A 14,954-nucleotide genomic window follows, 5' to 3' on the forward strand; every position below is an offset into this window, starting at 1 on the left:
GCGGCACGTCGCCCAGGGGGACGCTCCCGCTCCGGCGGCGGCTCCGGCGGCGGGCCGGGGCCCGGCCGGGGATCCGGCATGGGCCGTACGAGGGTCGCTTCGGACGCCGGCAGGTTTCAGGGCGGGCCTGCGGGTAAGCGGGGGGAATGGGCGATCAAGAATTGACCTGGAGGGGCGCCGCCGCACGGTGGGACCGGATGCTGTTCGACGGGGTGGCCCGGCGGCACTGGCCGGCCGGCAACCGGGTGCTGCCGAGGCTCGGGCGGGCCGCCAACCACGGCGTGCTGTGGGGCGGGGCCGCCGCGGCGATCGCGGTCCTCGGTTCGACCCGGGCCAGGAAGGCGGCCCTGAGCGGAGCCGCCTCGCTGGCGCTGGCCTCGGCGACCGTGAACACCATCGGCAAGTGGTCCGTACGCCGGCCCCGGCCGCTGCTGGAAGGGGTGCCCGAGGTGCGGCGGCTCGTGACGCAGCCGACGACCACCTCGTTCCCTTCCGGGCACGCGGCGTCCGCGTTCGCGTTCACCACCGGGCTGGCGCTCGGGGCGCCGGGCTGGGGCGCGGCGCTGGCCCCGGTGGCGGTGTCGGTGGCGTTCTCCCGCGTGTACACGGGGGTCCACTACCCGTCCGACGTGGCCGCGGGCGCGGCGCTGGGCGTGGCCGCGGGTCTCGTCGTACGCCGTGTCGTGCGCGGGGTGGAGGAGGCGCGGCTCTCTCCCGGTGACGAGCGGAAGGCCATCGGGGCGCCCGCGCTGCCGGACGGGGCCGGGCTCACGGTGGTGGTGAACACCGGGTCCGGGACGGCCTCCGTGGCGGGTCTCGACGTACTGCGCGCCCGGCTGCCCAAGGCCGAGGTGATCGAGTGCGAGGGTCCGGAGCTGGCCGGGGAGCTGGCGGCGGCGGCCGCCCGGTCCACCGTGCTCGGGGTGTGCGGCGGCGACGGCACGGTCAACGCGGCCGCCACCGCCGCGCTGCGGGCCGGGGTGCCGCTGGCGGTGTTCCCCGGCGGCACGCTCAACCACTTCGCGCTGGACCTCGGCCTCGGCGGAGCCGAGGACACCTGCCGCGCCGTCGCCGCCGGCAGCGCGGTCCGGGTCAGCGCGGGCCGCTTCACACCCGGCCCGGACCCCGAGGACGGCCGCTCCGGGTACTTCCTGAACACCTTCAGCATCGGCGCCTACCCCGAGCTGCTGCGGCGCCGGCTGCGCTGGGCGCCGCGGATCGGCGGCGGCCCCGCCGCGCTGCTGGCCGCGTGGAAGGTGCTGCGCGCGGAGCGCCCCGTACGGCTCCGGCTGGCGGGGCGGCCCCGCAGCGTCTGGCTGCTCTTCGCGGGCAACGGCACCTACCACGGCACGGGTGCCACGCCCCGCCGCCGCGACAGCCTCGGCGAGGGCCTGCTCGACGTCCGCCTCGTCCACGGCGGCGGCCGGCCCGGCCCGCGCCTGTTCGCGGCCGCGCTGACGGGTCCGCTCAGCCGTTCCCCCGTCCACACGGCCACCCGCCTGCGCAGTCTGCGGATCGGCGACATCCCGCCGGGCACCCCGCTGGCGTACGACGGCGAGTGCACCCCCGCCCCGCCCTCCCTGGTCCTCGACACCCTCCCGGACGCCCTGACGGTCTACCGCCCCGCGTGACGCCCCGCCCAGGCTCGGGCGGCGTGACGACGACGTACGTGATCGAGGGCGGCCGGATCGGGACGCTGGACGACTTCTGGGCGCTGGTGGGTGAGGCCGTCAACGGCCCCGGGGGCTATTTCGGGCGGAACCTCGACAGCTTCGCCGACTGCCTCCGGGGCGGCTTCGGCACCCCGGACGAGGGCGGCTTCGTGATCGAGTGGCGCGACCACGAGCTCTCCCGCCGGGCCCTCGGCCACCCGGAGACCGCCCGCCGCCTGGAGGGCGTACTGGAGCGCTGTCACCCGAAAACCGCGTCCGGGTGGCCGAGGAGCTCGCGCGGGCCCGCGACGGCCGGGGCCCGACCCTGTTCGACGTCCTCACGGAGATCATCGACGCCCAGGCCCCGGGCGCCCTCCGCCTCCGCTGAGCCGTCACACGCCCCTGCCGAGCCGTCACACGCCCCCGCCGAGCCCCCGCGGCGACCTACCCATTCGCCCGTAGGGGTGGACGACTGGCAAGATGGGGTGTATCTGCCCACCATCGATCTGCCGGACGGTTTCTCTTGGCTGAGTACATCTACACCATGCGCAAGACGCGCAAGGCGCACGGTGACAAGGTGATCCTTGACGATGTCTTCCTGAACTTCCTGCCCGGGGCGAAGATCGGTGTGGTCGGCCCGAACGGTGCCGGTAAGTCCACCGTTCTGAAGATCATGGCGGGCATCGAGCAGCCGTCCAACGGCGACGCCTTCCTCTCGCCCGGCTACTCCGTCGGCATCCTCATGCAGGAGCCGAAGCTCGACGAGTCCAAGACGGTCCTGGAGAACGTCGAGGACGGCGTCGGCCCGATCAAGTCGAAGCTCAACCGGTTCAACGCGATCGCCGAGGAAATGGCGACGAACTACACCGACGAGCTCATGGAGGAGATGGGCAAGCTCCAGGACGACCTGGACCACGCCAACGCGTGGGACCTCGACGCCCAGCTGGAGCAGGCCATGGACGCGCTGGGCTGCCCGCCCGGCGACTGGCCCGTCACCAACCTCTCCGGTGGTGAGAAGCGCCGCGTGGCCCTCTGCAAGCTGCTGCTGGAGGCCCCCGACCTGCTCCTCCTCGACGAGCCCACCAACCACCTCGACGCCGAGTCCGTGAACTGGCTGGAGCAGCACCTGGCCCAGTACAAGGGCGCCGTCGTGGCCGTCACCCACGACCGCTACTTCCTCGACAACGTCGCCGAGTGGATCCTGGAGCTCGACCGCGGCCGCGCCCACCCCTACGAGGGCAACTACTCCACCTACCTGGAGAAGAAGGCCGAGCGCCTCAAGGTCGAGGGCAAGAAGGACGAGAAGCGCGCCAAGCGCCTCAAGGAAGAGCTGGAGTGGGTCCGCTCCAACGCCAAGGGCCGCCAGGCGAAGTCCAAGGCCCGTCTCGCTCGCTACGAGGAGATGGCGGCCGAGGCCGACAAGATGCGCAAGCTCGACTTCGAGGAGATCCAGATCCCGCCGGGCCCGCGTCTGGGCTCGATCGTGGTCGAGGTCAACAACCTCTCCAAGGCGTTCGGTGACAAGGTCCTGATCGACGACCTGTCCTTCACCCTGCCCCGCAACGGCATCGTCGGCATCATCGGCCCCAACGGCGCCGGCAAGACCACGCTGTTCAAGATGATCCAGGGCCTGGAGACGCCGGACTCCGGCGAGATCAAGGTCGGCGAGACCGTCAAGATCTCGTACGTCGACCAGGGCCGCGCCAACATCGACCCCAAGAAGTCCCTCTGGGCGGTCGTGTCGGACGAGCTGGACTACATCAACGTCGGCAACGTCGAGATGCCGTCCCGCGCGTACGTCAGCGCCTTCGGCTTCAAGGGCCCGGACCAGCAGAAGGCCGCCGGCGTGCTCTCCGGCGGTGAGCGCAACCGCCTCAACCTCGCGCTCACCCTCAAGCAGGGCGGCAACCTGCTGCTCCTCGACGAGCCCACCAACGACCTCGACGTCGAGACCCTGGGCTCCCTGGAGAACGCGCTCCTCGAATTCCCCGGTGCGGCCGTGGTCGTCTCCCACGACCGCTGGTTCCTGGACCGGGTCGCCACGCACATCCTGGCGTACGAGGGCGACTCGAAGTGGTTCTGGTTCGAGGGCAACTTCGAGTCCTACGAGAAGAACAAGATCGAGCGGCTCGGCCCGGACGCCACCCGTCCGCACCGCGCCACGTACAAGAAGCTCACCCGAGGCTGAGCAACATGGCCAGACATCACTACCGGTGCCCGCTGCGCTGGTCGGACATGGATTCCTTCGGCCACGTCAACAACGTGGTCTTTCTCCGCTACCTGGAGGAGGCGAGGATCGACTTCATGTTCCGGCTGGCGCCGGGGGAGGGCAGTGAGTCCTTCACGGGCGGGTCCGTCGTGGCCCGCCACGAGATCGACTACAAGCTGCCGCTCGTGCACCGTCACGAGCCCGTCCTGATCGAGTCCTGGGTGACGCGGATAGGCGCCGCGTCGCTGACCATCGGCTACGAGGTCAAGGACGAGGCGACGCAGGACGCACCGGAGAAGGTCTACGTGCGGGCCTCGACCGTGGTCGTGCCGTACAACCTCGCCGAGGGGCGGCCCCGCCGCATCTCGGCCGAGGAGAGGCACTTCCTGGAGAAGTACCTCGACGAGCCCGCGGGCTCGCGCGCGGAAGGCCGCATCGCCGCATGACCGAACGGCTGTGCCTCGCCGACTCCGGGGAGGCGGCGGACCTCGCCGCCTTCCTGGGCCGGCTCGTGCACTACGACCGCGCCGCCGCTGTCCGTCTTCAGGCAGCCGGCGGCGCGGTCGCCGTCTTCGGCCGGCCGGCGTCGTTCGAGGTGCTGGCCATCCGCACGGTGCGCCTGGCCGTGCCCGTCCCCCGCCCGCTGGACGTCACCGTCTCGGCCGGCGAGCTGCTGGAATCCGTGGACGAGGCCGCCGCGAGCGCCACCGTTCCCGCGCCGGTCACCGGCCCGCCGTGGACCGGGGTACTCCCGCCGCGCGGCGGCTGGCGGCAGCTGCCCGGGCTGCCGGGCCCCGAGGCGATACGGGCCGCCGTGAGCGCGTCCGTCGCCGAGTTCCGGGCCCGCGACGAAGCCCTTCCCCCGCAGCACCGCACCCGGTCCGAGCGGGACCGCATCGGCCGCGAGATCTGGTCCCGGACGCTGGGCGACACCGAGCTCCCGCTGCGCGCCGTGCACGCCGCGCAGTCCCTGGGCTTCCTGCGGCCGATCCGCTCGGCCGTGGCGAGCGGATCCGGCGCCCCCGGCGCCGCCCCCGATCCGGTGGCCCTGCTCGCCGCCGGCAGCTGGCTTCGGCTGCGCACTCCGTACGGGTCGATCGCGATGCGCCGCCCCGGCGGCACCGGGGGCCTGGGCGCCCTCCAGGTCAGGCCGCTCTAGTCCGGCCCGGCCCGGCGGCCCCGCCGCCCGCCCCTCCGCTTGCGGTTCCCGTACGGGTCATCCCGCGGTGTTGATCATCGAGGCGGCGGCGTACGTCAGGTACCGCCACAGCTGCGCTTCGAGCTCCGGGGCCAGGCCCAGCTCGTCCACCGCCACGCGCATGTGCCCGAGCCAGGCGTCGTGCGCCGCCGCGTCCACCTGGAACGGGGCGTGCCGCATCCGCAGGCGGGGGTGGCCGCGGTTCTCGCTGTACGTGTTCGGGCCGCCCCAGTACTGCATCAGGAACAGGGCGAACCGCTCCTCGGCCGGGCCGAGGTCCTCCTCCGGGTACATCGGGCGCAGCAGCGGGTCCTGGGCGACCCCCTCGTAGAAGCGCCGCACCAGACGGCGGAAGGTCTCCTCGCCGCCCACCTGCTCGTAGAACGTCTGCTCCTGCACCGTGCCCCGCGGAATCTCATTCACCTGACCATCGTCTCAGACGCCCGGACGGAGGACGGAGGTCTTAGGACCACCGTCCCGCGACCACGTTCGCCGACCACCGTTCGCCTCCCGGGCCCGGTCGCAGGAGAGTGGAGCCATGGGTGCACACGCCGCTCGCCCCGCACGTCCCGCACACGGGTCCGGCACCGCGCAGGCCGCCGGGCCGCGGGACCTGCGGGACGCCGCCCACGCCGCGCAGGTACGGGAGCTGACCGCCGCCGGGGTCCTGGAGGACCCCGCCTGGCGGGCCGCCTTCGCGGCGGTGCCCCGGCACGTCTTCGTCCCGTACTTCTTCACGGGCCGCGGAGCCGGCCACGAGCGGCTGTGGGGCGAGGATCCCGACCCTGCCCACCGCGCCCGCTGGCTGCGCGGGGTCTACGCCGACGCCCCGCTCCCCACCCGGCTGCGCGACGGCGAACTGGTCTCCTCCAGCAGCCAGCCGTCCCTGATGGCGAAGATGCTGCAGGCGCTGGAGGTCCGGGACGGGGACGACGTACTGGAGATCGGCACGGGCACCGGCTACACCGCCGCGCTGCTCAGCCACCGGCTCGGCGAGGAGCACGTCACCACGATCGACCTCGACGAGGAGATCACCGAGTCGGCGCGGGCGCACCTGGCCCGGATCGGGTACCGGCCCACCGTGGTCACCGGCGACGGGGCGCGCGGCTGCCCCTCCCGCGCCCCCTTCGACCGGATCCTGGTGACCTGCACCCTGCCGCTGGTCCCGCACGCCTGGCTCGGCCAGTGCCGCCCCGGGGCGCGGATCCTGGCCCCGCTGTCGACGGGGCTGATCGCGCTGACGGTCCGCGACGCGGACTTCGCCGAGGGCCGCTTCCTGCACACCTCGGCGTACTTCGTCCCGCTGCGCGGGGCCACGGCCTCGCCGACCGCGCCCGGGGAGGCCTCGTACGGGCTCCCGTACGAGCTGGTGGAGAACGAGCGGTTCCAGTTCATGCTCGTCCTGACGGCCGGCGCGCTGCACCCGCGCGAGGCGCTGGACCTGTGGCGCGGTGAGGGCCGGCCGGGCCGCGAGCGCTTCGGGGTCACGGTCAGCGCCGAGGGGCAGTGGTCCTGGCTCGACGACCCCCAGGGCCCGTACGTATGGCCGCTGGGGGAGTGAGGCGTAAGACCCCGGCCCCGTTACCCGCGGCGGATCGTGATCGTGGTCCAGGCGCCCACGTGGACCCGGTCGCCGTCGGCGAGGGGCACCGGGACGTAGGGCTGGATCGGTTCCTCGCCGCCGTTGATGGTGGTGCCGTTGGTGGAGTTCTGGTCCACGACCGCCCAGCTGAGGTCGGGCTGCTGGACCAGCACGGCGTGCTGGTGGGAGACGCCCGGGTCCTCCGGGGGCACCGACAGGTCGATGTCGGGGGACTCGCCCGTGGAGGCGCGGCGGCGGCCGATGGTGATCTGGCCGCCGGAGAGCGGGAGGTGCTGCTCCGGGGCGTACGCGGGCAGGTTGAGCCCGGCCGCCTCGGGGCCGCTGCGCTGCATCATCGCCATGAAGTACGAGCGGTCGGGGCCGATCGTCGCGCTCCACGCGCCGGTGCTCTGGGGCGGGAACGGCTGCTGGTGCTGCTGGGGGGCCTGCTGCTGCTGAGCCTGCTGCTGAGCCTGCTGCGGCTGGTGCTGCTGGTACTCGTGCTGCGGCTGCTGCTGGTACTCGGACTGCTGGTACTCCCGGGGCGGCGGCGGGGGCTGCTGCCGGTACTGCTGCTGAGCCTGGCCCTGTGCCTGGTGCTGCTCGTGCGCCGGAGGCGGCAGCAGCCAGTCGTCCTCGCGCTGGAGCGGCTCGGCCGGCCGGTTGACCCGGGACGGCCGGGAGCCCTGGTATTCGAAGGGGTCCTGGGAGAACGGCGCCGAGGCGGGCATCTGCGGCGGTGCGGGCGGCGGAGGAGGAGGAGGCGGCGGGGTGGCCCCGGAGCCGTTCCCGTTCCCGCCCGCGGCCCCCGCGTCCGTGCCCTGCGGCGCGAGCGGCGTGTACGAGGTCGCCGAGCGCGTCAGGAAGTTGTACCGGCACTCCTCGCAGAACGGGGCCATGGCCTCGCGCGGGGTCCGGCACTGCGGGCAGAGCTCCGCCTGGGCGGTCGGCTCACCGGCGGTGGGAGGGTAGCCGTAGCCGTAGGAGGGCGCCGCGGGCGCGCCGGAGGCGGCAGCCATGCGGTGGCCGCAGACCTCGCACCAGTCGTCGGAGGCGGACTGGTGCCCGTTCGGGCAGGTCGGCATGGCGGCTCTTCCCCCTTCAGCCTGCGTCATCGCGTCAGGTCTTCTCAGGTCTCTCAGGTGGTCTCAGGACTTCTTCACACGGACGGTCTGGATCGAACGCGTTTCGAGGGTCATCTCGTCGGCATCCGCGACCTTCGCCTTCAGCCGCACAGTACCCGCCGCCGCATCGACGACATCCACCACCTTCGCGAGCAGTTTGGCCGTGTCCGCGTTTCCGGAGGCACTGGCCAGCTGCACAGCACGGCCGAGCTTGGCCGTGGCGCCGCCGACATCGCCCAGTTTGCGCGCTTCCAGGCCCTGTTGGATAGCCTGCGCGAGTTCCGCCTGTCCCGTGTAGTGGGCGACCTGCGGATTGATGGCGGTGGAAGCGGCCAGATCGTCCGTCCACACGGCCCGTACGAGTCCCTGTGCGAGCGTGGCCGGCGGCTCGCCCGGCGCGGCGGGCAGCAGGAGCGTGGCCCGGGCGGCCAGCATCTCCTGCCCGACGGAGGCGGCTGGGACCCGGACGCACACGTGGTACTCGCGGGATTCGTCGCCCCAGGACCCGGTCGGGTAGTCGCCGGCGCGCGGGCCCGCCTCGCTGCGGCGGTCGGTCAGGTCCTGGACGGTGGGCGCGACCTGCTTGACGTACTGGATCTCCACGCCGACCGGGGTCCACAGGCGCAGTGCGACGTCCGCGACCTCCTTGCCCATGACGTTCTCCATCATGAGCGTGAAGTCCTCGCTCAGGTGCGCCGGATCGGCCACGATGTCGGCCGAGCCGAGCAGGGCGCTCGCGATGCCGGTGACCTCCTTGACCTCCCAGTCGGTCCCCACCCCGCGGGCGTCGCAGGTGAAGCGGCCGACGCAGGCCTCCAGGGTGGCGCGCAGGACGGCCGGGTCCTCGTGCTCGTTGCGGCCGTCGGTGAGCAGGATGCCGTGCCGGATGGTCGCGGCGGACCCGCGCAGCAGGCCGTCGGCGAGCCGCAGCCAGGTGCCGATGGCGGTGCCGCCGCCGGAACTCAGGGACCGCAGGGACTCCTTGGCCTGGGCGCGGGTGGCCGCGTCGGCCACGGCGAGGCGCCCCTGGCCGGGGTAGACCTCCTTGGCCACGTGCGTGCCCGCGATGACGGCGAACGAGGTGCCGTCGCGCAGGGTGTCGATCGCGGCGGCGGTGGCCTCGCGGGCGCCGCGCATCTTGTCCGGCGGGTACTCCATGGAGCCCGAGCAGTCCACCATGATCACGACGGCGGCCGAGCCCCGGTCGGCCGCCGCGCGGGTGGCGGTGGCGCCGCCCGTGGACGTGACGGTGACGATGGCGTGGACGTCCCGCCCGCCCTCGGGGAGGAACTCGTTCTGGTACACCTCCACGCTGAAGCGCGGGGCGCTCGGCTTGGCGAAGTTCGCCATCGACTGGACTCCTAGGAGAGGACGGGCGTGCGGGGCGGGCGGATCAGGGCTGAGGGCGTGCTTCCCTCTCCGCCCGTGCTTCCGTTTCCGGTTCCGCTTGCGGGACGGCGGAGGCCGCCGCGACCGGGGCCGCGGGGCCGGCCGGTGCGGCGAACGGGACCACGGCCACGGTGACGTTGTCGTGGCCGCCCCCGTCGAGGGCGTGCCCCACCAGGACCTGCGCGCTGTGCAGCGGGCGCGAGGCGGCGTCCGCGGGCAGCACCTGGGCCATCTCCTGCGCGGACTCGGCGTAGTTCCACAGGCCGTCGGTGCAGACGACCACCACGCCCGGGTGGTCCGGCTTGAAGCTGGCGGTGTGCGGTTCCAGGTCGTACGCGTCGGCCCCGAGCCAGCCGGTGATGGCGTGGGCCCGGACGTCGGCGTAGGCCTCGGCCTCGCCCATCAGCCCGGCGGCGACCATCTGGGCCGCCCAGGAGTCGTCCTCGGTGAGGCGGCGGGCCAGCGCGCCCCGGTCGTCCGGGACCCAGTACGCGCGGCTGTCGCCGACCCAGCCGATGGTCAGCACCTCGCCGCTGACGACGGCGCCGACCAGGGTGCAGGCGGGGGCGTTCTGCGCGCCCGGCACCTCCGGGGCCAGGGCGTTCACGGCGGCGGCCGCGGCCAGGATGGCGTCGTGCATGGCCTCCTGGGGGTGGGCGCCGCGCGGGAGCGCTTCGAGCAGGGCCTCGTTGGCGGCGGCGGCCGCCGCGGCCGACGCCTCGTCGGGGCGGCTGGCGGAGGAGACGCCGTCGCAGACGATGGCCACCGTGGCGGCCGATCCGTCGGGCAGCGCGGTGGCCGCCACCGCGAACGAGTCCTCGTTGCGGTGGTGGCGCAGCCCCCGGTCGCTGACGGCGGCGACGCTGCCGAGCTCCTCCTCCAGGTGGTCCCGCTCGCGGGGCTGGGCGTGCCCGCAGTGCTCGCAGTACCCGTCGGTGTCGACCCGCCCGGCCCGGCAGGCCACGCAGGTCTTCCCGCCGTCGCCGCCCGCGGGACCGCTGCCCTGCGCGCCCGCGGCGTACGGGTCCTCGTGGCCGGGACCGGCGCCGCCGTACGGGGCTTCGGCCGCGCCCCAGGGGGTGCCCTCGGGCGGGGTCGGGGTGGTGCCGGGCCGGTCGTGGCGGATCTCGCCGCCGCCGTACGCCGGCTCGGGCGCGCTGCCGTACGCCGGGGAGGGGGTCCCGTACGAGGACCCCTGCGGCGGTACGGGGGCCGCCTCGGCGGCGGGCGCGGGGGCCGGCGGCGGTGGCGGGGCGGGGGCCGGGTCCGGGATCAGGCCGGGCCGTTCCCCGGGCCCGGCGGTGGCCGGCTCCGCCGCTGCGGACGCCTGTGCGGACCAGCCGCCGGTGTCACCGACCAGCGTGGGCGCCGCTCCGGCGGCGACACTGCCCCACCCGGGCGCGGGCTCCGCGAGGACGTAGCCCCCGGTCGGGCCGGACGGCGGGGCCGGGAGCGTCGGGATCGGGAGCGTCGGATCGTCCCGGGACACGGGAGGGGAGGCGGCGGACACGGGCGAGCCGCAGACACCGCAGAAACGGTCACCCTCCTCAAGGGGCTCCGCGCAGCTGGGGCAGCCAGACGGCCGATGCATCGACATCACTCACACCCACGTCCGGGGACGGAAACGGTTTGCCCGCTCCACCAGTTCGATCCTGTCCTCGCCCCGCTGCGCCAGCCGCGCGAGCACGCGGTACGAGCGCTCCAGCCCGAAGCGCAGGCCCCGCTCGTCCAGTTGACAGCCGAGCAGCGAGGTCCGGCCGGGGTCGGAACCCCGGCTACCCGACAGTACCCAGTCCAGGGCCGAGCCCAGAACCTCGGTCGACAGCCGTTCGCGGCGGACCGCGTCCAGCCCGACCCGCTCCAGGGCCTCCACCTGCGCGGCAGCCGCCGCAAGATCCGGAAGCAGGGACTCCTCGGGAGACCGGTCGCGCAGGCGTGCCCGTACCGCCGCCACCCGTGCGGCGGTGTAGTGGATCGAGGCCTCGGGCACGGACTCCAGCGTGCGCACCGCTCCGGCCCGGTCGCCCGCGGCGAGCTGGACGCGGGCCAGCCCGAAGGCGGCGCTCACGAACCCCGGGTCGGTGATCCAGACCAGCCGGTAGTACTCGGCGGCGTTGTCCAACTGCCCCAGGATCTCCGCGCACAGGCCCAGCGCCAGCTTCGGCGCGGGCTCGCCCGGGAAGGCGTCGTAGATCGCGTCGAAGGACAGGGCCGCTATCGCATCGTCCCCGGTGGCCAGCGAGGCGATCCCGCGGGCCCACACCACCCGCCAGTCGTCCGGATGCCGGCCTTCCAGATCGGCCAGGGCGGCTCCGGCCGCGGCCAGTTCGCCGAGCTCCAGGCGGGCCCGCAGCTCGCGCAGCCGCAGCTCGGCCGAGTCGGTGGGCGCCGAGTGCAGGGCGCCCATCAGGTCGCCCGGTGCGGTGGCCAGCAGTCCGGCCAGGAAGCCCGCGTTGGGGTCGCCCGGATCCACCAGCGGCACCGGCAGGGCCAGCGCCATGTCCCGGGCGTCCGGCGCGGCCAGTCCGGCGGCCAGTTCCGCGGGGCGTACGCCGCCCGGGGCGGGCATCGGCGCCGGCGGCCGTACCGCGGCAGCCCCCGCAGGCGCCTGCCGGGGAGCGGGCACCGGGGCCTGCCACGAGGCCCCGCCGGCCCGGTGCGTCGCCGTGGTCCCGAGCGGCGCCGGGAGGGCCCCCGCCCCGGAGCCGGCGGGCGGAGCCCCGGCAGCCTGACCCGGAGCCCCGGCAGCCTGACCCGGAGCCAGGACCTGACCCGGACCCGGGACCTGACCCGGACCCGGGACCTGACCCGGACCCGGGACCGGAGCCTGACCCGGAGCCGCCGGGACCGCCGCCGACCCGGGCCGACGTCCGAGCCCGAGCCCACGCCCGAGCCGGCGCCCGCCCGCCGCGGGTGCGGTGACCGCCCGCGCGCCCAGCCGGGACACCTCGGCCCCGGCCACGTCGGCGAACAGCCGGGTGTCCGGAACCCGCAGCTCCGGCCCGAAGAGCGTGGACAGCTGCGGCCGCGGCCGGCCCGTCTGGAGCGCGACCACCTCCCGCAGCACGCCCGTCAGCTGGTCCGCCATCTCCTGCGCGGACGAGAACCGCCGCCCCGGATCCGGATCCGTAGCCCGGACCAGCAGCCGGTAGAACGACTCGTACCGCCCGAACACCTCGATGTGCTCCGGATCCGGCAGCGAATCCACGAACACGTTCGTGTAGCCCTGGAAGTCGAAGGTCAGGACGGCCAGCGTCCGCGCCACCGTGTACAGGTCGGAGGCGACCGAGGGGCCGAGCTCGGCCACCTCCGGCGCCTGGTAGCCCACCGTGCCGTAGATGGCCGACTCCTCGTCGTCCATCCGGCGCACTGCGCCCATGTCGATCAGTTTCAGCTGGTCCTGCTGCTGGATCGCGTTGTCGACCTTGAAGTCGCAGTACAGGAGGTTCCTGCTGTGCAGGTGGCCGAGCGCCTCCAGCGCCTCGATCCCGTACGCGCAGGCCTGCTCCACCGGCAGCGGATCGCGCCGGCCGTCGGGCCTGCGCCGCTCGTTCGCTATCTCCTTCAGCGATTTGCCGCCGACGTACTCCATGACGATGTACCCGTCCAGCGACCCCGTCCGCTGGTCCAGGTGCTCCACGAAGTTGTAGATCCGCACGATGTTGGAGTGCTCGATCTCCGCGAGGAACCGCCGCTCCGAGATCGCCGCGGCCATCGCGTCCTGGTCCCCGGTGTCCAGCAGGCCCTTGAGCACCACCCACCGGTCAGAGACGGCCCGGTCCACCGCCAGGTACACCCAGCCCAGGCCGCCGTGGGCCAGGCAGCCCGCCACCTCGTACTGGCCGTGCACGACCTCGCCCGCGCGCAGCTTGGGCACGAAGGAGTACGGGTGCCCGCACTTGGTGCAGAACCCCTCGGTCCGCCCCGGCCGGTCCCCGCGCGAGCGGCCCACCGGAGCCCCGCAGTCCGAACGCGAGCAGAACCGCTTGCGCTCGGGCACCTCCGGGTTCTCCAGCACCGCCGCCGAGGGATCCGGACGCGGTACCTCCGGGACGTTGACCAGCCCGGCGCCCAGCCGGCTGCGCCCCGAGGGCCCGGCCGCCGAACCCGAACTGCGCACCGACACCGAGCGGCTGGACGCGGCGCCCGGCAGGGAGCGCGAGAGCCGGCCCGACACCGAGCGGCGCGAGGAGGAGGAGCGCGAGGACCGCGAGGAGCGCGCCGAGGCCGACGTCGACCCCGAACGGCCGGACCGGCCCGAGCCGGGCGAGCCCTGCGACCCGTGGGATCCCCGCGAGTCGGGGTACCGGGCCGCGCTCGTCATCCCCGTCGGCGGCGACACCAGCTCCTCCGCGCCCGCCGCGACGGAGCCGATCGGCGCCAGACCGCAGGTGTCGCAGTACAGCTCGCCGCCGCCCATGTCCTCGTACGACCCCGGGCAGCCGGGGCGGACGCACGCGGTTCCGACCGGACTCATGCGTCCTCCTCCGTCCCCGGCCCCTCGGGCCGGTACTGCGGCTGCGGCGGTGCCAGGGACTCGGCCGTCGCCTGCTGGTAGCGCAGCACGGCCTGCTCGGCGGCCCGCAGGTCGCAGGGCGCGCTCCACAGCATCCGCCGGGCCGTGTCGTACCGCTCGATCAGGAGCGGATCCTCCGCCATGCCGTGCCGGGCCACCTTCGCCTTGTACGCGTCGAGCCGCCCGCGCAGCTCCGCCCGTACGGCCAGGGGCGCCGTCACCGCCGTCAACGATTCGCGGGCCCGGCGCAGTTCCTCCTCGGCCCGCTCCTCCAGCGAGTCCAGCAGCGGCGAGAGCCGGTGCCACTGGGCCCGGCGGCGGTACTCGGCCGCCGCGGCCAGCTCCTCCTGGAGCGCCGTCGGCGGCCCGCTCACCACGGGCACCTCCGAAGCCGCGATCTTCGCCAGCACCTCGCCGCGCGCGGTCCGCGCCTCCGCCAGGGTCCGGTCGGCCCGCGAGAGCACGTCCCGCAGGCCGATCAGCCGCTGCTCTGCGTCCTGCCGTACGGCCAGGACCGCCTCGATCTCCCGCCGTACGTCCTCCAGCGCCACCGCGGCCCGGTCGTACCGGGTGGTGTCCGGACGACCGCCGCCGGGCGCGGAACTGCCCGCCACCGGCTGCCAGAACGCCAGCGGGTCGGCGATCACCTGCTCCCGCAGTCCGGTCAGCTCGGCGGTGATCTCCTCCAGGTCGTCGCCCGAGGGGTGCTCGCCCGGGCGGACCCCCACCGAGTGGGCCAGCGAGCGCGTACGGTGCAGCTCGGCGGCCAGCAGGTCGATGCGGGCGGGCAGCGCCGACCACACCGAGTCGGCGGCCACCACCACGTCCAGCGAGCTCGCGTACAGCTCGTTCATCCGCGACACCAGCTCCGCGAGCGAGAGCCGCTCCGCCAGCGCCACGCCCTCCGCGCCGGCCCCGGCGATCAGCACCCCGGGCCCGCGCAGCCGCTCGGTCAGCTCGATCAGCTCCTCGCGCCCGGGCCAGCGGCGCCGCTCGCGGATCTCCCGGGCGGCGCCCAGCGCCCCGCTGTAGGCCTCGAAGTACGTCCACAGCCGGGTGATGGCGGCATCGGCCGCCGCCCAGCGCTCCTTGGTGACGCCGGTCAGCCCGGCCCCTTCCAGCAGCCGGCGCCCGGCGTGGTCCTGGAGGGCGAGCAGCGAGGTCTCGACGGCCTCGTGTTCCGCGCCGAGCCGTGCCAGCGCGCGGTCGACGTCGTCCCGGTCCATCACTGCCGACTGCGCCTCCACCCGTCCCGCCTCCGCTTCCCCGACATCGGGATCCGAC

At 74.4% G+C, this 14,954-nt stretch carries 11 protein-coding genes and 1 pseudogene; 6 read left to right on the forward strand and 6 right to left on the reverse strand.

All coding sequences use genetic code 11. The features are described 5' to 3' along the window. Window positions 1-197: 197 nt before the first annotated feature. From CP980_RS21780 to CP980_RS21800, 5 genes and pseudogenes are all read left to right on the forward strand, one after another. Window positions 198-1,631, forward strand: a complete 1,434-nt coding sequence (locus tag CP980_RS21780; RefSeq protein WP_229907070.1) for a bifunctional phosphatase PAP2/diacylglycerol kinase family protein — start codon at window positions 198-200, stop codon at window positions 1,629-1,631. A gap of 23 nt (window positions 1,632-1,654) precedes the next feature. Beyond that, window positions 1,655-2,040: pseudogene (locus tag CP980_RS21785) on the forward strand (barstar family protein). 135 nt (window positions 2,041-2,175) lie between these two features. Beyond that, complete coding sequence (gene ettA / locus CP980_RS21790) at window positions 2,176-3,840, forward strand: energy-dependent translational throttle protein EttA (protein ID WP_099892266.1); 1,665 nt, start codon at window positions 2,176-2,178, stop codon at window positions 3,838-3,840. Between the two features lie 5 nt (window positions 3,841-3,845). Continuing rightward, window positions 3,846-4,307: an acyl-CoA thioesterase gene (locus CP980_RS21795; protein WP_099892267.1), complete on the forward strand. Its 462-nt coding sequence runs from the start codon at window positions 3,846-3,848 to the stop codon at window positions 4,305-4,307. Continuing rightward, complete coding sequence (locus CP980_RS21800) at window positions 4,304-5,020, forward strand: DUF8010 domain-containing protein (RefSeq protein ID WP_150528876.1); 717 nt, start codon at window positions 4,304-4,306, stop codon at window positions 5,018-5,020. Before CP980_RS21795 ends, CP980_RS21800 begins: the two co-directional genes overlap by 4 nt. 57 nt (window positions 5,021-5,077) lie before the next feature. Here CP980_RS21800 and CP980_RS21805 read toward each other — a convergent pair whose 3' ends face one another. After that, on the reverse strand, window positions 5,078-5,482 hold the full coding sequence (locus CP980_RS21805) for a globin (RefSeq protein ID WP_099892271.1): 405 nt from the start codon (window positions 5,480-5,482) through the stop codon (window positions 5,078-5,080). A 115-nt stretch (window positions 5,483-5,597) separates the two neighbouring features. On the opposite strand from CP980_RS21805, the gene CP980_RS21810 reads away from it, so the two are divergent. Further along, window positions 5,598-6,620 carry a methyltransferase domain-containing protein gene (locus CP980_RS21810; RefSeq protein WP_150528877.1) on the forward strand — a complete coding sequence of 341 codons (1,023 nt, stop codon included), beginning with the start codon at window positions 5,598-5,600 and terminating at the stop codon, window positions 6,618-6,620. A 20-nt stretch (window positions 6,621-6,640) separates the two neighbouring features. Here the strand turns inward: CP980_RS21810 and CP980_RS21815 are convergent, their stop codons facing one another. The 5 genes from CP980_RS21815 to CP980_RS21835 form a co-directional block, all read right to left on the reverse strand. Beyond that, window positions 6,641-7,726 (reverse strand): FHA domain-containing protein, encoded by a 1,086-nt coding sequence (locus tag CP980_RS21815; RefSeq protein WP_167535865.1) that lies wholly within the window; start codon window positions 7,724-7,726, stop codon window positions 6,641-6,643. Window positions 7,727-7,789: 63 nt separating this feature from the next. Then, window positions 7,790-9,115 (reverse strand): vWA domain-containing protein, encoded by a 1,326-nt coding sequence (locus CP980_RS21820; protein ID WP_150528879.1) that lies wholly within the window; start codon window positions 9,113-9,115, stop codon window positions 7,790-7,792. A 43-nt stretch (window positions 9,116-9,158) separates the two neighbouring features. After that, window positions 9,159-10,643: a PP2C family protein-serine/threonine phosphatase gene (locus CP980_RS35950; protein WP_373312894.1), complete on the reverse strand. Its 1,485-nt coding sequence runs from the start codon at window positions 10,641-10,643 to the stop codon at window positions 9,159-9,161. Between the two features lie 111 nt (window positions 10,644-10,754). Beyond that, on the reverse strand, window positions 10,755-13,631 hold the full coding sequence (locus CP980_RS21830; RefSeq protein WP_150528880.1) for a serine/threonine-protein kinase: 2,877 nt from the start codon (window positions 13,629-13,631) through the stop codon (window positions 10,755-10,757). Continuing rightward, the gene (locus CP980_RS21835; RefSeq protein WP_150530314.1) at window positions 13,628-14,896 is read right to left on the reverse strand and encodes a hypothetical protein; all 1,269 of its coding nucleotides are present in this window, start codon (window positions 14,894-14,896) and stop codon (window positions 13,628-13,630) included. The genes CP980_RS21830 and CP980_RS21835 overlap by 4 nt, the downstream gene beginning before the upstream one ends. Between the last annotated feature and the right edge of the window lie 58 nt (window positions 14,897-14,954).

Origin of the sequence: Streptomyces vinaceus (assembly GCF_008704935.1) — a bacterium.
Classification (GTDB): Bacteria; Actinomycetota; Actinomycetes; order Streptomycetales; family Streptomycetaceae; genus Streptomyces; species Streptomyces vinaceus.